The organism is Marinobacter sp. W-8 (assembly GCF_044342215.1).
In the GTDB taxonomy this organism is placed as follows: domain Bacteria; phylum Pseudomonadota; class Gammaproteobacteria; order Pseudomonadales; family Oleiphilaceae; genus Marinobacter; species Marinobacter nauticus.
In genome coordinates this window covers 371,834-389,253 of sequence record NZ_CP172297.1, presented here as the reverse complement: position 1 = coordinate 389,253, position 17,420 = coordinate 371,834, and the positions used below count along the sequence as shown (strand labels likewise).

18 protein-coding genes, 1 tRNA gene and 2 riboswitches are annotated in these 17,420 nt (G+C 58.2%); of the genes, 4 read left to right on the top strand and 15 right to left on the bottom strand.

What is annotated here, in order from left to right; translation table 11 throughout:
- Nucleotides 1-32: 32 nt before the first annotated feature.
- The 11 genes from bfr to ACF8YQ_RS01670 all read right to left on the bottom strand — a co-directional run bounded on the left by bfr (nt 33) and on the right by ACF8YQ_RS01670 (nt 10,073).
- Nucleotides 33-509, bottom strand: a complete 477-nt coding sequence (gene bfr / locus ACF8YQ_RS01720; RefSeq protein WP_011784002.1) for a bacterioferritin — start codon at nt 507-509, stop codon at nt 33-35.
- Nucleotides 510-625: 116 nt separating this feature from the next.
- On the bottom strand, nt 626-832 hold the full coding sequence (locus ACF8YQ_RS01715; protein ID WP_011784001.1) for a bacterioferritin-associated ferredoxin: 207 nt from the start codon (nt 830-832) through the stop codon (nt 626-628).
- 99 nt (nt 833-931) lie between these two features.
- Nucleotides 932-2,221: a Xaa-Pro dipeptidase gene (gene pepQ / locus ACF8YQ_RS01710; protein WP_396622434.1), complete on the bottom strand. Its 1,290-nt coding sequence runs from the start codon at nt 2,219-2,221 to the stop codon at nt 932-934.
- A 1-nt stretch (nt 2,222) separates the two neighbouring features.
- Entirely contained in the window at nt 2,223-3,128 is a 906-nt protein-coding gene (locus ACF8YQ_RS01705) for a LysR family transcriptional regulator (RefSeq protein WP_396622433.1), read from the bottom strand.
- Between the two features lie 75 nt (nt 3,129-3,203).
- Nucleotides 3,204-4,214, bottom strand: a complete 1,011-nt coding sequence (locus ACF8YQ_RS01700) for an ABC transporter ATP-binding protein (protein ID WP_396622432.1) — start codon at nt 4,212-4,214, stop codon at nt 3,204-3,206.
- Complete coding sequence (locus ACF8YQ_RS01695) at nt 4,211-5,209, bottom strand: ABC transporter ATP-binding protein (protein ID WP_396622431.1); 999 nt, start codon at nt 5,207-5,209, stop codon at nt 4,211-4,213. Before ACF8YQ_RS01695 ends, ACF8YQ_RS01700 begins: the two co-directional genes overlap by 4 nt.
- A gap of 4 nt (nt 5,210-5,213) precedes the next feature.
- Entirely contained in the window at nt 5,214-6,146 is a 933-nt protein-coding gene (locus tag ACF8YQ_RS01690; protein WP_121208229.1) for an ABC transporter permease, read from the bottom strand.
- Nucleotides 6,143-7,192 (bottom strand): ABC transporter permease, encoded by a 1,050-nt coding sequence (locus ACF8YQ_RS01685; protein WP_396622430.1) that lies wholly within the window; start codon nt 7,190-7,192, stop codon nt 6,143-6,145. Before ACF8YQ_RS01685 ends, ACF8YQ_RS01690 begins: the two co-directional genes overlap by 4 nt.
- An 81-nt stretch (nt 7,193-7,273) precedes the next feature.
- On the bottom strand, nt 7,274-8,836 hold the full coding sequence (locus ACF8YQ_RS01680) for an ABC transporter substrate-binding protein (protein WP_011783994.1): 1,563 nt from the start codon (nt 8,834-8,836) through the stop codon (nt 7,274-7,276).
- Nucleotides 8,837-8,992: 156 nt separating this feature from the next.
- Nucleotides 8,993-9,715 (bottom strand): LrgB family protein, encoded by a 723-nt coding sequence (locus ACF8YQ_RS01675; protein WP_011783993.1) that lies wholly within the window; start codon nt 9,713-9,715, stop codon nt 8,993-8,995.
- Nucleotides 9,708-10,073: a CidA/LrgA family protein gene (locus ACF8YQ_RS01670; protein WP_011783992.1), complete on the bottom strand. Its 366-nt coding sequence runs from the start codon at nt 10,071-10,073 to the stop codon at nt 9,708-9,710. Before ACF8YQ_RS01670 ends, ACF8YQ_RS01675 begins: the two co-directional genes overlap by 8 nt.
- A gap of 78 nt (nt 10,074-10,151) precedes the next feature.
- Here ACF8YQ_RS01670 and ACF8YQ_RS01665 point away from each other — a divergent pair, with 78 nt between their 5' ends.
- Entirely contained in the window at nt 10,152-10,697 is a 546-nt protein-coding gene (locus ACF8YQ_RS01665) for a YaeQ family protein (protein WP_396622429.1), read from the top strand.
- A gap of 90 nt (nt 10,698-10,787) precedes the next feature.
- A tRNA-Arg gene (locus ACF8YQ_RS01660) sits at nt 10,788-10,864 on the top strand.
- Between the two features lie 71 nt (nt 10,865-10,935).
- Here the strand turns inward: ACF8YQ_RS01660 and ACF8YQ_RS01655 are convergent.
- The 3 genes from ACF8YQ_RS01655 to rlmE form a co-directional block, all read right to left on the bottom strand.
- Complete coding sequence (locus tag ACF8YQ_RS01655; RefSeq protein WP_396622428.1) at nt 10,936-11,652, bottom strand: substrate-binding periplasmic protein; 717 nt, start codon at nt 11,650-11,652, stop codon at nt 10,936-10,938.
- 186 nt (nt 11,653-11,838) lie between these two features.
- The gene (locus tag ACF8YQ_RS01650; RefSeq protein WP_264192292.1) at nt 11,839-12,438 is read right to left on the bottom strand and encodes a trimeric intracellular cation channel family protein; all 600 of its coding nucleotides are present in this window, start codon (nt 12,436-12,438) and stop codon (nt 11,839-11,841) included.
- Nucleotides 12,439-12,478: 40 nt separating this feature from the next.
- Nucleotides 12,479-12,577, bottom strand: a riboswitch (glycine riboswitch).
- A riboswitch (glycine riboswitch) is annotated at nt 12,578-12,664 on the bottom strand. It lies immediately after the preceding riboswitch.
- Between the two features lie 82 nt (nt 12,665-12,746).
- Nucleotides 12,747-13,367 carry a 23S rRNA (uridine(2552)-2'-O)-methyltransferase RlmE gene (rlmE, locus tag ACF8YQ_RS01645; RefSeq protein WP_396622427.1) on the bottom strand — a complete coding sequence of 207 codons (621 nt, stop codon included), beginning with the start codon at nt 13,365-13,367 and terminating at the stop codon, nt 12,747-12,749.
- Between the two features lie 180 nt (nt 13,368-13,547).
- Here rlmE and ACF8YQ_RS01640 point away from each other — a divergent pair, with 180 nt between their 5' ends.
- Both ACF8YQ_RS01640 and ovoA read left to right on the top strand, forming a co-directional pair.
- Nucleotides 13,548-14,276: a TrmH family RNA methyltransferase gene (locus ACF8YQ_RS01640; protein WP_396622426.1), complete on the top strand. Its 729-nt coding sequence runs from the start codon at nt 13,548-13,550 to the stop codon at nt 14,274-14,276.
- 105 nt (nt 14,277-14,381) lie between these two features.
- Nucleotides 14,382-16,532, top strand: coding sequence for a 5-histidylcysteine sulfoxide synthase (ovoA, locus tag ACF8YQ_RS01635; RefSeq protein WP_396622425.1), 2,151 nt, complete (start codon nt 14,382-14,384; stop codon nt 16,530-16,532).
- Between the two features lie 28 nt (nt 16,533-16,560).
- Here ovoA and ACF8YQ_RS01630 read toward each other — a convergent pair whose 3' ends face one another.
- Nucleotides 16,561-17,319 carry a fructosamine kinase family protein gene (locus tag ACF8YQ_RS01630; RefSeq protein ID WP_396622424.1) on the bottom strand — a complete coding sequence of 253 codons (759 nt, stop codon included), beginning with the start codon at nt 17,317-17,319 and terminating at the stop codon, nt 16,561-16,563.
- Nucleotides 17,320-17,420 lie beyond the last annotated feature (101 nt).

Here is a 17,420-nt window from a genome sequence, read left to right as displayed (position 1 = left end):
GGCAGCGAGCCGGTGACTAAAAGCCAGGCAGTTTACTCGGCAGCGGCGGACTGCAGCTGGATGTAGTTCTGGATACCCATCTGGGAGATCATTTCCAGCTGGGTTTCGAGCCAGTCAATGTGCTCTTCCTCGCTGTCGAGGATGCTCCGGAACAATTCACGGCTGGCAAAGTCCTGAACCTGCTCGCAGTAGATGATGGCTTCTTTCAGGTCTGTGTGCGCGGTGTGCTCGAGCTTGAGATCGCACTCGATCATTTCCTGAACATTCTCGCCAATCAGCAATTTGTTCAGATCCTGCAGATTTGGCAGGCCCTCAAGGAAGAGAATTCGCTCGATCAGCTGATCGGCGTGTTTCATTTCATCGATGGATTCTTCGTATTCTTTCGCCGCGAGCTTGGTGATACCCCAGTCTTTGTACATTCTCGAATGCAGGAAGTACTGGTTAATGGCCGTCAGCTCGTTGGCGAGGACCTTGTTCAGATGCTGGATGACTTTTTTGTCGCCTTTCATAACCGGATTCCTTGTGTCGCGAAAGCGTTAACTCACAAGGATAGTCGGTTTAACGGCAATAAAAAATCACGGATGTGAAAGAGGTGCAATTGCAATATGTGGACAGGCCCGCCTGGTCAGGCGGGTTGCGCCAGCATGTTGGCGAGCGCCATATAATCCGGTGACCGGGACTCTTTCAGAATTTCCCGGGCAGTGCAGGCGCAACGACCACACTGACGACCGACGCCAAGTTCCTTGCCGAGCTGGCGCATGGAACTGACACCGCTTTCAGCGGCTTCGCGGATTTCTCTGTCTGTTACCCCGTAACACAGGCAAACGTACATAGGGCGCTCTCACTAACAGCACTAAAGTTAGTGATAATTATTGTTATTAACAAACAGGATTGCAACCCTTTTGCAGTCAGTTTTTGTAGTAAATAGTGACTATTCGCATTCTCGCGTTAAGTTTTGGGCCCCGGACGCGGTGACCACCACATTATCTTCAATCCGGATTCCACCGCAGCTCTTCAGTTCATCAATCAGCGCCCGGTTCAGATACTGGGCTTCAGGCCCGTTCAGCAACGGCTCCAACAACGATGGAATAAAATAGAGCCCCGGCTCGATGGTGACCACCATGCCGGCTTCCAGGGTGCGGGTCAGGCGCAGGAACGGTGCGTCTTTCGGGGGTGGTGTCGGTTTGCCGGCGACATCGTGCACCTGAATGCCCAGAAAATGCCCGATACCATGGGGAAAAAACGCCCGGGTAATGCCCTGCTCCACCATGGCTTCATCCGTCAAACCGGACACCAGCCCCGAGGCTGACAGCAGGGCCGCAATGCCCAGGTGAGCCTTGCGGTGAATGTCCACGTAGTCCACGCCGGGCGACACCATCTCGCATAGCCGCAGCTGCAGTTTCTCCAGCCCGTGAACCAGCGCGGTGAATCTCGGCTCATCCGGCCCGGCGGTGGTGCGGGTGATATCGGAGCAGTAGCCCCGGTAACGCACCCCGGCATCAATCAGCAGGCTGCGGGGTCGGCGGGGTGGCTGCAGGTCGTAGTACTGATAATGCAGCGTGCCGGCATGTTCGTTCAGGCCGATGATGCTGTGATAAGGCGCTTCCACTTCTCGCTGACCTGTGGCTTGCTGGTACGCTAGGTTGATTCCGAATTCACTGTCGCCTTCCAGGAAGGCCTCCCGGGCAGCGTCGTGGCCAGCGAGGGCAACCCGGTTGGCATGGGCCAGGCATTCGATTTCGTAGGGCGTCTTGCACACCCGGGTTTCTTCCACGGCGGCCACCAGTGCCGCCGGATTATGCTCTCCCGGCACGCCGTCCAGCACCAGCGGATCACCGATGACCGCCAGCCGACCCGGGCTATCGAGCTCCGGGGCACCAGACTGCTGCCGGCTGCGAACGTCTACAACCTCTAGCCAGGGTTCTTCAGCCATCACCGGGTTGGCGTGCCAGAAGTCCACCGGCTGGTATAGCCAGAGCACCGGTTTCTGGCCGGGCCGAACCAACAGCCAGCTGTGCACCTGGCCAGCCAGCCCGGTCCAGTGCAAAAACGGGCCGAAGCCCTGAAATACATAGGCCTGATCATCCCGATACCGGTAAGGCGCCGCACCCGAGGCAATCAGCAGGCTATCGTAACCGTGATCAGCCATGGCCCGTTCGTACCGGTTCTGCAGCTCACGGATGTGGGCAGGCTGCAGGTCGAGGATGTCTTGATTTGGCATATCAGGTTTCCAGTTGTTTCCAGAGATTCAGTATGTCGTCTGAGCGGGCGTCGCTCAGGCGGATCAAACGTATTTCCAGCGGTACGTCCCAGCGCTCATCACCAGCCCGTACCAGGCGCCCAAACTGTTCGCTTTTTTCCGTCATCCGCTTGGGCAACCAGCCCATGCCGAAGCCCTGTTTCACCAGGGCCTTGATGCTCGCGGACTGGGTATTCTCGTTCAGCGGTAAAAGATTCGCCGCCAGCTTGACCCGCTGAAGGTGACCCTCGATCGCCGACTGCAAAAAACCACGGCTGTGGTAGGCAATCAGGGGCACAGGCTGTTCATCGGTGCCTGGCAACCGATAACGGGGCTCGCCTCGCTCATTGGCGATACTGACGGGCACCAGCGCTTCTTTGCCAATGGTCTGCCAGTGAAACTTGTCACTGGCCAGGCGATCCCCCCAGGGCAAATCCGGGTGCCAGTAACACAACACCAGGTCACATTCGCCGCTTTCCAGGGCATCCAGAAACTGCTCCCCCACCCAGTTGGTGGCGGTCAGGTTCAGTTGAAGGCGCTCGGCAATGCCCATCTCCGTCGCCCAACCCTGATAGAAATGCGAAAACAGCCCCTGGGTAGAACCAACGCTGATGCGGGCAGACGCTTCCGCATCCAGAGCGGCTATCCGGTCCCGGGTGTCCCGGACATCCCGGGTGATGCGTTCACACAGTTCCTGAAACACTTCTCCGGCCGGGGTCAGGGACAATGGCAGAGTCTGCCGATTGATCAGGGTGGTGCCCATGGATTCCTCCAGCAGCTTGATGCGCCGGCTGAACGTAGGCTGGCTCACGTGCTGCTGTTCGGCAGCGCGTGAGAAGTGGCGCGTGCGGGCAAGCGCCAGAAAGTCTTCCAGCCAGCGTATTTCCATGGGAACCCCTGAGGTTTGGCAGTGATCACAACCGGTACGTTGCTGCAGGCATGATAGCCTATGCGCGCCCGGCCGTTACAAACGCCCTTCCTCAACGGCGTGACAGGCCACCTGCCCCCCACCATCGGTGGCGATCAGCTGTGGAACTTCCTGCCGGCAACGCTCATTGGCGTAGGGGCAGCGGCCGTGGAACACGCACCCCGAGGGCAGGTTCACCGGCGTGGGCACCTCGCCCTGCAGGCGAATGTGATTGGGCCGGTCATCCTCGAGTTTCGGGATGGCCGACAGCAACGCCTGGGTATAGGGATGCCGGGGCGTGGCGAACAGGGTTTTGGTGTCTGCCAGCTCACACACCCGGCCCAGGTACATCACCGCTACCCGGGTACCGAAGTGTTCTACCACCGCGAGATCGTGGGTAATGAACAGGTAGGTCAGACCGCGGCTTTCCTGGGCATCCATCAACAGATTCAGCACCTGGGCCTGGATAGACACATCCAGGGCCGAGATGGGCTCATCGGCAACGATAAATTCAGGGTCCACCGCCAGGGCGCGGGCAATGGCAATCCGTTGGCGCTGACCACCGGAAAACTCGTGGCCAAAGCGACTGCCCCAGTCCGGGTCGATACCCACCGAATGCATGACTTCGTGAATCTTGTCCCGTACCTGAACCGGTGACCAGTCCGGATGGTGGAACCGGATCGGCTCTTCCAGGGTCTGCTGAATCGTCATTCGCGGGTTCAGGGAGGCATAGGGATTCTGGAAGATCATCTGCATCTTGCGGCGGTAGGGCAGCGCAGCCTTACCTTCCAGATTATCAATCCGCTGGCCGCCATAGTGGATCTCTCCAGCGCTCGGCGAGAGCAACCCCATCACGGTGCGGGCGACGGTGGATTTGCCACAACCGGACTCACCGACCACACACAACGCCTCGCCCTTCTGCACCTCCAGGTTCACACCATTGATGGCGTGCACCGCTTCCTGTTTGCGGCGCAAACGCCCGCCTTCAAACCGGAGCTGTTCAAGGAAGCTGCCCGAGAGGTCAAAACGTTTTTCCAGACCGCGGATACTTACCAGAGGGGAGGTCATGATTCGGCCTCCTGCATGCGTTTCTCCTGCTCAATCAGGTTGGCAACTTCGTAACAGGCGACGTCAACGTTGCCGGAACGCACATATTCCGGCATGGCGCGCTTGCACTGGTCGGTGGCGAAGTTGCAGCGGGGATGGAACGGACAACCCGAAGGCACATTCTTCAGGGATGGCATGGAGCCCGGTATCTGGAACAGCCGCGCTCCCGGCTCACCCATCTGGGGCAGCGCGTTGATCAGCCCCTGGGTGTAGGGATGCTGGGCATCGTTGATGATTTCCCGGGTCGGGCCCTGTTCGATGATCCGGCCGGAGTACATGACCAGCATGCGCTGGGTCACCTGCGAGACCACCCCGAGATCGTGGGTGATCAGCATCAGCGCCACGTTTTCCTGCTCACACAGGTTCAGCAGCAGGTCCATGATCTCGGCCTGGATGGTCACATCCAGGGCGGTCGTGGGTTCATCGGCAATAATGATTTCCGGGTCCAACAGCAGGGCGATGGCAATGATCACCCGCTGGCGCATGCCCCCTGACAATTCATGGGGATACTGGTCCAGCCGCTTTTCCGGCGAGGGAATCTGCACTTTCTGCAGGCGATCCAGGGCAATGGCCCTCGCGTCTTTCTTGCTGATCTTCCGGTGTGCCAGGATCGCCTCCACCATCTGGGTGCCGATGGTGAGCACCGGGTTCAGGGTCATCATCGGATCCTGGAAAATCATGGCGATGCGGTTGCCACGGATTTTGCGCAGCTCCCGCTCGCTCATGGCGGCCAGATCTTTGCCTTCAAAAAGAATCTGGCCACCGGCGATATAACCCGGCTTGGCAATCAGGTTCAGGATAGAGAAGGCCGCCACCGATTTGCCGGCACCGGATTCACCCACCAGGCCCAGCCGCTCGCCCTTGTCCAGGCTGAAACTAATACGACGCAGGGCGGTCAGATCGCCACCGCGCACCGCGAAACGGACATCCAGGTTTTTCACTTCCAACAGTGCCATGGTGTTACCCCTTATACAGCCGTGGGTTCATCACATCCCGCAACCAGTCACCCAACAGGTTGATGACCAGCACGAGCACCACCAGCACCAGACCCGGGATCAGGGTGATCCACCAGGAACCGCTCTGGATGTAGTCAAAACCGGATTTGATCAACGAACCCAGTGACGGCTGGGTTTCCGGCATGCCAAGGCCGAGGAACGACAGCGCCGCTTCGGAGATAATGGCATTGGCAATCTGTACCGTGGCAATCACAAAAATGGGCGACAGGGTATTGGGCAGGATGTGCCGGAACATGATGCGTGGCGTACCGAACCCCATCACCTTGGCCGCGTCCACATACTCCTTTTTCTTCTCCGCCAGCACCGAGGCCCGCACGGTACGGGCAATCTGCGGCCATTCCGCCACGCCGATGATGAAAATCAGCATGTAGATGGCAATCTCACCGAACATCAGGTTGCCGAAACTGGCCTTGAACACCGCGCCGACAATGATCGCCACCATCAGGGTAGAGAACGACAGCTGCACGTCGGCAATGCGCATCAGGATGGCATCGACCTTACCGCCCAGATAGCCGGCCAGCAGGCCAAACAGGATACCCAGCGCCGCCTGCAACACCACGGCACCAAAGCCAATCATCAGCGACACCCGGGTACCGTACAGTATGGTGGAGAGCAGATCCCGGCCCTGGGCATCCGTGCCCAACGGGAACGCAGGATCAGCGCCGTCCAGGCCCACCGGTGGCAACTCGGAATTCATAATGTTGATCTGGGCCAGATCGTAGGGATCGGCCGGCGCCAGCAGAGGCGCAAACACCGCTGCGAGGACCATGGCCAGCAGCACCAGAAAACTGGCAATCGCTACCTTGTCGCGTTTGAAGCTGTACCAGAAAAAGGACTCGCGGAAGCGGTCCCAGCGGGAAACCGTTGCCGTTGTCATGCTTTCTTACCTGTCAGTTTGACGGTGGGATTGACCAGTCCGTAGATCAGGTCCACCAGTGTGTTGGTCACCACAAAGATCAGGCCCACTACCATCAGGTAAGCCACAATCAGGGGAATATCGCTGCGGGTGGTGGCCTCCAGGAACATCAGGCCCAGGCCCGGCCACTGAAACACCGTCTCGGTCAGGATGGTGTAGGCCACCATGATGCCGATCTGTACGCCGCCCACGGTAATCACCGGCAGCATGGTGTTCTTCAGGGCATGCAGGAAATTGATACGGCCCGCACTCAAACCCTTGGCCCGGGCATAGCGGATGTAATCGCTTTGCAGAACCTCCATCATCTCCGCCCGGATCAGGCGGATAAACAGCGGCAGCATAATGGATGCCAGCGACACGCAAGGCAGCACCAGATGGGCCAGGCCTTCGCTGGTAAACAGGCCGGATTCCCAGGTACCGAACAGGTGCACCAGGTCATCACCACGGCCATAGGACGGCAGCCCGCCTTCGGTGGTAAAGAAATCGTTGAGCCACTGTCCCCAACCGGTATCGGCCGGAAACCAGTTGACCGTCACACCAATGGAGAACAACTGAATCAGAACAATGGCCGTGAGGAACACCGGTATGGAAATACCGACCGTACTCACGCCCATGAAGAATTTGGACAGCCAGGCCTGGGGTCGGATGGCTGCGTACACGCCAATGGGTACCGATAGGAAAATGATGATCAGACTGGCGCCGATGACCAGCTCCAGGGTGGCTGGCAGGTGTTCAGCAATCACTTCCAGCGCAGGCTTGCTGTAAAAATAGGAATTGCCCAGGTCGCCCTGTATGGCATTACCCGCAAACCGCAGGTACTGGACCAGAAAGGGGTCGTTCAGCCCCAGCTCCTCACGAATGGCTTCCCGCTCCTCGGCAGAGACGGACATGCCCACCATTTCCTGAAGCGGGTCCCCGAGGCCATCCTGAATGGCAAAGGCAATAATGCTGATCACAAACATAACCAGCAGCGCCTGGGATATCCGCTGAACCAAAAACGCTAGCATGAAGGATTTACCGTTGATGAATACTTGAAAGCCCCTCTCCCACATGGGGAGAGAGGTTGGGTGTGAGGGAGCACACTCCCTTTATTCGATAACCAGATCGCCCAGATAGGGGAAGTTCATGACATTGAGCACCGGCTCGATGTTCACGCCCTTGCGGGAGGCCCAGGCCAGATCCTGCCAGTGCAGCGGAACGAATGCTGCGTCGTCATACAGACGCTGCTCCACTTCCTGCAGCATGGCGGCACGCTTGTCCAGATCGGTCTCTACGTTGGCCTTCTCTACCAGCGCATCGATCTCCGGGTTGCAGTAGTTGCCGGCGTTGTACTGGCCATCACCGCTGTCAGCATCCGGGCAGAAGGTGAGAAATTCATAGAAGTTGGCCGAATCCTCGGTGTCTGCGTGCCAGCCAATCAGCATCATATCGGCGGCACGGTTGTCATACTCCGGCCAGTACTGGGCTTTCGGCAGGGTTTTCAGATCCACCTTGATGTTGATGCGCGCCAGCATGGCCGCCGCTGCCTGCGCGATCTTGTCGTCGTTCACGTAGCGGTTGTTGGGGGCCATCATGGTGATGGTAAAGCCGTCCTCATAGCCGGCTTCTTTCATCAGCTGCTTGGCTTTCTCAACATCGAAGCGAGGCTTCAGGTTTTCGTTATGGCCCTGGTAACCCGCTGGCGACATCTGTGCTGCCGGCGTGGCAAAGCCTTTCATGATCTTGGCGGCAATGCCTTCCTGGTTGATGGCGTAGGCGATCGCCTGGCGAACTTTCGGATTCTTGAAGGCTTCAACCCGCTCCTGGTTCATATGGAACAGGATGATACGGGTGCCGCTCATGGTCACCAGTTCGCTGTTGCGGTCGCGCTTGATGCGGTCCAGATCATTGGGCGGAACCGGGGCGATAAAGTCGACACCGCCAGACAGCAGGGCGGATACCCGGGTAGCGTTTTCCTTGATGGGAGTCAGCACGATCTTGCCCACGTTGCCCGGAGACTCAGTATCCCAGTAATCATCGAAACGCTCGAACTCGACACGTACGCCCTGTTTACGCTCGGTTACCGTGTAAGGACCGGTGCCGGACAGGTTCTCGGAAGCGAAGGAGTTGCCGTGCTTGAGGATGGCGTCCTTGTCTTTGCCATCTTCGGTCTGGCCGGAATAGAACTCACTGTCCAGCGGGAAAATGTAGGTGGCGGTGTTCAGCAGCAGAGGGTAAGGCTCGCTGGTGACCAGCTCGAAAGTGTAATCATCGATCACATTGATGGCGCTGAAGGGTTTGAAAATCGCCTTGAAGTCCTGGCTTTCCTTCAGTCGCTCAAAGGTGAACTTCACATCGGCCGTGGTCAGTTCGTTACCGGAATGGAACTTCACACCCTCGCGCAGCTTGAAGCGCATGGTCTTGTCGTCCACACGCTCCCAGCTTTCTGCCAGGCGCGGCTCGAAACCCAGATCTTTGGTCCAACGGAGCAGCGGATCAAAGGTCATGTGGGACAACTGCAGAATGCCGCCAGACAACTGCTCATGAATATCGAGGGTTACCGGGTCGGCGTCGTACGCCATTTTCAGTTCTTTGGTCGCATCGGCGGCCAGGGCCAGAGGCGCAGACGCCAGGGCCATGGAGCCAACAAAAGCTGCCAGTATCTTTTTCATCGCGTTTTCCGTCGCTGTTTTAGGAATTTTCACGGAACATCGGTGCAGGACGGCACCGATTGCCTGGCAAACAAGCTAGTCTCGGAAAACCCTTACGGCAATCGAAATTGCAACATGGACCTATTCGTATGGTGAATGACCCAAAAAGCAGCAGCCTCAGAACGGAAAGACAAAGGGCAAAAACAGCGCCGTGAACACACCCGTCAATCCCATGCCCAGGGAGGCAAACGCGCCCGCCGTGGGGCTGATCTCAAATGCCCGGGCAGTGCCAATGGCATGGCCATTAAGCCCCAGGGCAAAACCCACCATTCGGTCATCGGAGATCTTCATCCATTTGGCACCCCAGTCCACAAATACCGAGGCCAGCACGCCTGTAATCAGCAGACCGCCGAGGGTGAGCGCAACCGAGCCACCCAGCTGTTCTGCAATACCCATGGCAATGGGCGCGGTAACCGACTTCGGCGCCAGCGACGCCAGTATAGAAAGCGGAGCGTCCATAAGCCAGGCAATACCCACCGCATAGACAGCTGCCAGACTGGCCGCCAGTGGCAAGGTGCACAGAATTGGCCGCCAGAGCGCACGAATATGGTGCATCTGCTGATACAAAGGCACACCCAGGGCCACCGTCGCCGGGCCCAACAATACCGTTAACCAGCGCGCCCCCTGCTGATAGGTTTCATAGCCAATACCACTGGCCGCCACAGCCCCCGCCAGAATCACCGCCGCCATCAATACCGGCGGCATCCACAGGGGGCGTCCCACCTTCGCGAACAACCAGTTTGCCGCCATAAACGCCGCCAGCGTCAGGGCAATGGAGAGCATCGGGCCTGTGGTCCAGACCAACAGCAATTCCTGCATTCGTCCGTTGAACTCAGTCATGACTGTGCCCCCGGGTGCGATCTCCCGCTGTTTTCTTCATCAGCCACAGCGTGGTCACGGAACTCAGCAAGGTCCCCGCAACCAAAGCCACCGCCACGGAAAACCAGTGGCCCGCAAAGCGATCGGCAATAAAGAACACCCCCACAACACCCGGTGAAATCAGCAGCACCAGCACCGAGATCAGCCCGCGACTGGCTTCCGCCAACTGATCACTGACCCGCCCCCGCAGCATCAGAGTGGCCGTGACCATCACCATCCCCAGCACGCCACCACTGATGGGCAGGCCGACCAGCACCCGCAGTGCCTCACCCAACAGAAAAAACACCACCAGAACCAGAAAACCCCGCAACAACACCATGCTGCTATGCCCCGCCACGCTCAATATGCTCTACACTAACGCCCTGATCCGCCCAAAGACCACAGGACTATTCATTCAATGGCACTGAAAGCCACCATCTTCAAAGCCACCCTCCATATCGCCGATATGGACCGGCACTACTACGCCGACCACCATCTGACCGTTGCCCGCCATCCCTCTGAAACCGACGAACGGATGATGATCCGGCTACTGGCCTTCACCCTCAACGCCAACGATAACCTGGAATTTACCAAAGGCCTGAGCACAGACGACGAGCCGGAACTCTGGCAAAAATCCCTGACCGGAGACATCGAACTCTGGGTGGAACTGGGCCTGCCCGAGGAAGACCGCCTGCGCAAGGCCTGCAACAAGGCAGACCAGGTGATTCTGTATACCTACGGCGGGCGTGCGGTGCCGGTGTGGTGGGACAAGCACCATAACAAGCTGGAAAGATTTAGCAACCTTACTATTGTCGACCTTCCGGCAGAGGAAACAGCGGCATTGGCCGCCCTGGCGGAACGGTCCATGACCTTGCAGGTAAGCATCCAGGATGGCGAAGTGACCATCAGCAACGAGCAAAACCTGGTCAACCTGACGCCAGGCCAGCGGCTACCTCGAATCTGAACGAAACGGTTGATGGTCGGGGCTGGACAGAAGCCGCCGGCACACGTAAGATTGCGCACTCGAAATTGACGCACCGCGCGAACAGTTTCTCCGCCCGTAGCTCAGCTGGATAGAGCGTTGCCCTCCGGAGGCAAAGGTCTCAGGTTCGAATCCTGACGGGCGGGCCATTATTATCAAAGGCTTGCGTGAGAACGCAGGCCTTTTTTGTTGGGATGATGGACGTTTCCAGCCAACCGCTTCAACGATCCGGCCGCGGCAGCTTGGGTAGGATGGCCTCTACGTCAATCGAGTAGGTAGCGAAAAAATCTTCCGCCGCCTCAATGAGAGCTTTCTCGGTTTTGAGTATCCCAAGATAGACCGGCCATTCTGAGTCTATCAGTTCCGTGCTGTAACGCTCCGGATCAATGCCCCCCATCATTGTCAGAAACCGGAACTCCGTTTCGTTCATGACGATGTAATCGCAACGTTTGCGCAAAAACATTAGCAGTATCTGCTGTGTGTTGTATCCGTCATGACGCACCAGATGAGTCCCTATCCGCCGCTCGAGCTGGTCACTGTATATAAACCATCGGCGAAGACAGATGCTCCCCGAGACATCATCGAAGGAATCCGTTGGCATGCCAGGCTGCGCGAACACCCGGTCGCGCCAGGTCAACATCGGCCCTACAGCGTGCATTTGGTCCGGCAGAGGCATCCACAGGGGGCTGGCGAAAACCGCGTTGGCGAGTCCTCGTTGCAGGGCCCAGACCTGGCGTTTACGGGCCATCGGGCGGAATTCGGCTTCGATACCAGTCTCCATCGAGAAGTCTTTGATCACATCCACCAGAATTCCCTCGTTGAGGCCTTTGCCATAATAAAACGGCAGAAAGCCCTCGTCCGATCCCATAATCTGAAGGGTTTGGGAAGAAACCGGAAAGAACCAGAATGCCGTGATAATAAACAGGACTATTCTCATTCGGTCCTCGTTGGACTGATTAATCGGGCAAGGCTGTCGTTTGCCCGACTCTGCCTCGCCAGTTAAAGACAGTTTGGCTCGGATTCTGGCCAGATGCCATGAGAAAGTCGATATCGTGGCGAATCATCCCGGCGGTCGTGTCCGTATCTATTTAGTTAGGGATACCCCAGTTTTTTACACAGAAACCTATTCCCAGCGCGCCTGCGAATAGCTGAACACCGGCAGCGACAACTGCCAGCGGATGGCGGCCATGCGCAAGAGCAGGCCAACACTGAAGGCAGCCAGTAACGTGATGTTCTCGCTCAAGCCCTGGTTCAGAAGCTCCAGATAAAGCAAAGCCACCACCAGAGAGACACTGGCATAGAGTTCGTGACGCAGAACCTGCGGCGTGCGGTTACAGAGGATGTCGCGGAGGATGCCGCCGAATATGCCAGTGGTAATGCCCGACATCACCACCACGATGGTGTCGTAACCCAGTTTCAGGGCGACATTGCAGCCAATCACGGTGAAGGCCACCAGTCCGATGGCGTCCAGTACCAGAAACAGCTGGTGCAGGTGGCGCATGAAGCGGGCAATGGCGATAGTGAGCAGGCCACCGGTGATGGTCATATAGATGTAGCGAGGATGCTGGGTCCAGGTCACGGGAAAATTACCCAGCAGGATGTCCCGAACGGTGCCGCCACCGAGGGCGGTCAGGAAGGCTATCAGGGCCACGCCGAACAGATCCATGTTCCTGCGCCCGGCGGCCAGCGCCCCGGACATGGCTTCCGCGGTAATGGCAATCATATAGATAGAGGTCAGCACACAGGTCTCCTGCGTTTCTGTGGCCTCTCCCCCTGTCCCTGATACCTGAGAGTTTACAGAGCCCGGCTCTGCTTGCCCCTTCGGTGAACTGTGTCGACAGTCTCTCTCCAGACGGCGTTATCGAATGCCCGCAGTACTTGTGCCTGAGCGTTTATGGGAGTTTGCGCCTTCGGCGGGGCCTGGCGACCCACTCTCCTGCGGAAGGCGCGCATTATAGGCACACCTTCTGGCTACGTCGAGCGAGCAAAGCTGTGGGACTCCCCGACGCTGCCTGAACCGGCTTGCGATCTTCAGCCCTTGAAACCCTTGGCCACCAGATACACCTCCCGGGACCGAGCCCGCGACGAATCCGGCTTGCGAATCACCACCTTGTCGAAGGACTCGCGCACGGTTTTCACATACTCATCATAGCCTTCGCCATGGAACACCTTGGCGACAAAACTGCCTTTGGGTTTGAGCACCTGGCAGGCCATATCCAGGGCCAGTTCCACCAGATACATGGAGGCCGCCTGGTCTGCGGCGTTCACCCCACTGATGTTGGGGGCCATATCAGAAATCACCACGTCCGCCCGGGCACCGTCCAACACCGCCATGATCTGGTCGAAGACCTCCTGCTCGGTGAAATCCCCCTGAATGAACTCAACGCCCGCAATGGGATCCATCGGCAAAATGTCAGACGCCACCACACGGCCCTTGTGGCCCACCAGTTTCGCCGCCACCTGGGACCAGCCGCCCGGGGCCGAACCCAGATCGACGACCAGGTCCGTGGGTTTAATCAGCCGATCCTTGTTGTTGATTTCCAGCAGTTTGTAACTGGCACGGGAACGATAGCCATCCTGTTGCGCCTGTTTTACAAAGGGGTCGTTTACGTGCTCTTCGAGCCACCGGTTACTGCTTTTCGAGCGTGCCATCGCCTGCCTTCTGTTCACTGCGGGAAAACCGGCATTGTACGCCGGCGTCAGTGACGCCGCAAAAACCAGCCACTTCCTGACAAGCCAGCCAAGCCCCCGTACAATAGCGCCTGATCACATGCCTCATTAAAACCATCATCGCCCGGCCCCGGCCGTGCCAGGCACCATGGAAAGCAAGCCGTGAAACTGGACGACATCAAAAAGCTGCATCAAAAGAAATACCGCCAGTCGTTCGGACAGTTTCTGGTGGAAGGCGAGCATCTGGTACTGGAGCTGGAAAAAGCGGCGAAGCAGGTGCCCCACTGGCGCAACGCCCAACTGTATGTGACCGGCGCCTACGAGCACTGGCCCAGCCTCTGGCCCAAGCACGTCATCAGTGACCGGCAGATGGCCCAGCTTTCCGATACCAGAACGCCTCAGGGCATCCTGGCGTTGGTGCCACTGCCACCGGCTGCCCGCGGAGAAAACGCCTCCCGGGAAAAAGCGCTTTACCTTCACGAGGTGCAGGATCCCGGCAATCTGGGCACCATCCTGCGCACGCTGGCCTGGTTCGGTGGCTTCCGGTGCCTCCTTAGCCCCGGCAGCGTGGATCCGTTCAATCCAAAAGTGGTGCGCGCCAGCATGGGCGCCATATTCCATGTACCGCTGGAGACCGAGGTTGCCCTGGACACGCTGGGGCAGCGATACGCCCGCATCGCCTGCCTGGACATCGGCGGCGATTCTATCACCAAGCCGGAATTCCAGGCCCAGGACTGCTACCTGTTTGGCAATGAGGCCCGCGGCGTGCCAAAGCAAGCCCTGACTGAACTGAGTGCCCACGCCTACACCATCCCCGGTGCGGCCGATATCGAGTCGCTGAACCTGGCCTCCGCGGTCAATATGGCGGTTTATGAGCTGAACCGCGCCTGAGTCCCGCGGATTATTTCCGTTCTTTACTTGCCAGTCGCTGAACCGGTTACCTATGGTTGAACGTAATCCTGTAGGACATCATTCACTGGAAGGATCGGTTCAGCCATGGAGTTCTCCAACCCGACTGCAATTCTCGAACGCCAACATGCCATCGGTTTAACCCGCACGCCCAATCTGGCCGAGGGAACCCCGGACACCAAGCGCCAGGAAATTGCGCGCTATTTCACAGACACCTTCGACACCTACACGCGCCTGTTCGATTGCCTGGCTGATGACTCCGGCTATTACCAGAAATCTATCCCGCTCCGGCATCCGCTCATTTTCTACCTTGGCCACACCGCCACCTTCTTTGTGAACAAACTGGTACTGGCCAAGATCCTGAAAGAACGCATCAACCCCAACATGGAATCCATCTTCGCGGTGGGTGTGGATGAAATGAGCTGGGACGATCTGAACGACGACCATTACGACTGGCCCGCTGTTCAGGAAGTGCTGGACTATCGGGCACAGGTGCGCCAGACCGTGCTGGACCTGATCGAAACCATGCCGCTCTCGCTGCCGATTGACTGGGACAGTAACTGGTGGCCCATCGTGATGGGCATCGAACATGAGCGTATTCACCTTGAGACTTCTTCGGTGCTCATCCGCCAGCACGCACTGGAACGCGTTCAACCGCAACCGGAATGGGCGCCCATCCGGGAAACCGGCGAGGCGCCAGAAAACGAATTGCTGAGCGTTCCCGCTGGCAAGGTACACATTGGAAAACCCTACGACGATGCCTTTTACGGCTGGGACAACGAGTACGGGGAGCACCAGGCCGACGTCGCTGAGTTCAAGGCCAGCCAGTACCTGGTGAGCAACCAGGAATTCCTGGAATTTGTCGAGGCCGGCGGTTATCAGCAAGACGAATACTGGAGCGAGGAGGGTCTGGCCTGGCGAACCTTTGCCGAAGCCAAACACCCCACATTCTGGCGCTGGCACAATGGCTGGCAGTTACGCCTGATGACCGAAGAGGTCGAGATGCCCTGGGACTGGCCGGTCGAGGTCAATTATCACGAGGCCAAGGCGTTCTGTGAATGGAAGCGTGAGCAAACCGGCAAACCCATCCGCCTGCCCACGGAAGACGAGTGGTATCGCCTCTGTGACGAAGCCGGCGTCCAGGAAGTGGGTGAATCACCGGCCAACGCCAACCTTCACCTGGACCATGGTGCCTCGTCGTGTCCGGTAACGCGCTTTCGCCACGGCCAGTGGTTCGATGTGGTTGGCAACGTCTGGCAGTGGACCGAAACTCCCACCTATCCGTTCGACAACTTCAAGGTGCATCCACTGTACGACGACTTCACCACACCGACCTTCGACGGCCAGCACAATCTGATCAAAGGCGGCTCCTGGATCTCCTGTGGCAACGAAGCAAGGCTGGCCTCCCGTTATGCCTTCCGTCGGCATTTCTTCCAGCATGCAGGCTTCCGCTACATCACCTCCGAGGCCGAGGCTGTTCAACCCAACGCCTACTACGAGAGCGACCGGCTACTCACTGAATACGCCGAGTTCCATTACGGCGACAATTGGTTTGACGTCGCCAATTTCCCGAAAACCATGGCGGCACTGGCCCTGGACGCTATGGCCGGTAAAAAGACCGGGAAAGCGCTGGATCTGGGCTGTGCCTGTGGCCGGGCAAGTTTTGAGCTGGCGCGCCAGTTTGACGAGGTTGAAGGTGTCGATTTCTCCGCCAACTTCATACGTCTGGGGGTGGGGATGGCCGAGCAGGGCGCCATCCGGTATTCACTGACCGAAGAAGGCGAACTGGTCAGCTACCACACCCGCACCCTGAAAGAACTGGATCTCGAAGATACCGCCGCCAAGGTGGCGTTCTATCAGGGCGATGCCTGCAACCTGAAGCCCCAGTATTCCGGTTATGACCTGGTATTGGCTGCCAATCTGATCGACCGTCTGTACCGGCCACGTCGCTTCCTGGAGAGCATCCACGAGCGCATCAACGAAGGCGGTCTGCTGATTATTGCCTCCCCGTATACCTGGCTTGAAGAACACACTCCGAAAGAGGAATGGCTCGGCGGTTTCAAGAAGGATGGCGAAAATCACCGGACGCTAGACGGCATTCGAGAGTGCCTTGGAGAGCACTTCCGGATGGTGGGCGAGCCCCTTAAGGTGCCCTTCGTGATCCGCGAGACCGAGCACAAGTTCCAGCACACGCTGTCTGAAGTGACCGTGTGGGAACGCAAACCCGGCAGGAGCTGAGTGTGATGCCGGCGTTACCAGCTTCTGCTTACGAGGCTGGTAGCGCCGCCAAGGCCGACAGGCCCCGCTCGCAACCACCCAGATACCCACCACCGAACAGGTTGTAGTGGTTGAGGTAGTGGTACAGGTTATAGATTTCACGCTTGGTGGCGTAGACCTCCGTACGCGGGTAAACACGATCATAGGCACGATAGAACGCCGCGCCGAAACCGCCAAACATCTCGGTCATGGCAAGGTCCGCCTCCCGATCGCCCTGATACACCGCCGGGTCAATCAGCCAGGGGCCATTGCGGTCGAACATCACGTTGCCGTTCCACAGGTCGCCATGCAGCAGGCTCGGATGCTCGCAATGCTGATCCAGCCAGCTGGCCAGTCGGGCACCACAGGTTTCCAGGGTGCGCTCGAACCTGGCCCTTACTCCGGCATCTGAGATCCGGCTGACCTGATACCTCAGCCGGTGTTCCAGGAAAAACTGGCCCCAGGAATCCATCAGCACGTTGGGTTGAGGCGCCAGACCGATGTAGTTGTCGCGGCTCCAGCCGTATTGATCCCGAGCCAGCAAATGCAATCGAGCCAGTCCCTCACCCAACACAGTGAGGCACTTGTCGTCGGGCGGTGCTGAATCAATCCGCCTGAGGGTGAGCTGGTCCGAGTTCACCTCCACTACCTCCGGAATCCGGAGTGCTTCAACTCCTGCCTGCTGCAACCCGTTCCGCAGAGACCCCAGACCCTCAGCTTCGCAGATCAGCGCATCGGCATAGCCGGTGGTATTGGTTTTAACGTGCATATTGGCTCCTGATTAGCACGGGTATGGATCTGTTTGCGCCATAAAACCGTAGCAGGGTTCTGCTAAGATACTTTGCAACCTACCATCACGGAGCCCAATCC

What these genes read in the sequence shown, in the direction of transcription:
- bfr (WP_011784002.1), bottom strand. Translation starts at nt 509, where the DNA reads ATGAAAGGCGACAAAAAAGTCATCCAGCATCTGAACAAGGTCCTCGCC.
- ACF8YQ_RS01715 (WP_011784001.1), bottom strand. Translation starts at nt 832, where the DNA reads ATGTACGTTTGCCTGTGTTACGGGGTAACAGACAGAGAAATCCGCGAA.
- pepQ (WP_396622434.1), bottom strand. Translation starts at nt 2,221, where the DNA reads ATGCCAAATCAAGACATCCTCGACCTGCAGCCTGCCCACATCCGTGAG.
- ACF8YQ_RS01705 (WP_396622433.1), bottom strand. Translation starts at nt 3,128, where the DNA reads ATGGAAATACGCTGGCTGGAAGACTTTCTGGCGCTTGCCCGCACGCGC.
- ACF8YQ_RS01700 (WP_396622432.1), bottom strand. Translation starts at nt 4,214, where the DNA reads ATGACCTCCCCTCTGGTAAGTATCCGCGGTCTGGAAAAACGTTTTGAC.
- ACF8YQ_RS01695 (WP_396622431.1), bottom strand. Translation starts at nt 5,209, where the DNA reads ATGGCACTGTTGGAAGTGAAAAACCTGGATGTCCGTTTCGCGGTGCGC.
- ACF8YQ_RS01690 (WP_121208229.1), bottom strand. Translation starts at nt 6,146, where the DNA reads ATGACAACGGCAACGGTTTCCCGCTGGGACCGCTTCCGCGAGTCCTTT.
- ACF8YQ_RS01685 (WP_396622430.1), bottom strand. Translation starts at nt 7,192, where the DNA reads ATGCTAGCGTTTTTGGTTCAGCGGATATCCCAGGCGCTGCTGGTTATG.
- ACF8YQ_RS01680 (WP_011783994.1), bottom strand. Translation starts at nt 8,836, where the DNA reads ATGAAAAAGATACTGGCAGCTTTTGTTGGCTCCATGGCCCTGGCGTCT.
- ACF8YQ_RS01675 (WP_011783993.1), bottom strand. Translation starts at nt 9,715, where the DNA reads ATGACTGAGTTCAACGGACGAATGCAGGAATTGCTGTTGGTCTGGACC.
- ACF8YQ_RS01670 (WP_011783992.1), bottom strand. Translation starts at nt 10,073, where the DNA reads ATGGTGTTGTTGCGGGGTTTTCTGGTTCTGGTGGTGTTTTTTCTGTTG.
- ACF8YQ_RS01665 (WP_396622429.1), top strand. Translation starts at nt 10,152, where the DNA reads ATGGCACTGAAAGCCACCATCTTCAAAGCCACCCTCCATATCGCCGAT.
- ACF8YQ_RS01655 (WP_396622428.1), bottom strand. Translation starts at nt 11,652, where the DNA reads ATGAGAATAGTCCTGTTTATTATCACGGCATTCTGGTTCTTTCCGGTT.
- ACF8YQ_RS01650 (WP_264192292.1), bottom strand. Translation starts at nt 12,438, where the DNA reads ATGATTGCCATTACCGCGGAAGCCATGTCCGGGGCGCTGGCCGCCGGG.
- rlmE (WP_396622427.1), bottom strand. Translation starts at nt 13,367, where the DNA reads ATGGCACGCTCGAAAAGCAGTAACCGGTGGCTCGAAGAGCACGTAAAC.
- ovoA (WP_396622425.1), top strand. Translation starts at nt 14,382, where the DNA reads ATGGAGTTCTCCAACCCGACTGCAATTCTCGAACGCCAACATGCCATC.
- ACF8YQ_RS01630 (WP_396622424.1), bottom strand. Translation starts at nt 17,319, where the DNA reads ATGCACGTTAAAACCAATACCACCGGCTATGCCGATGCGCTGATCTGC.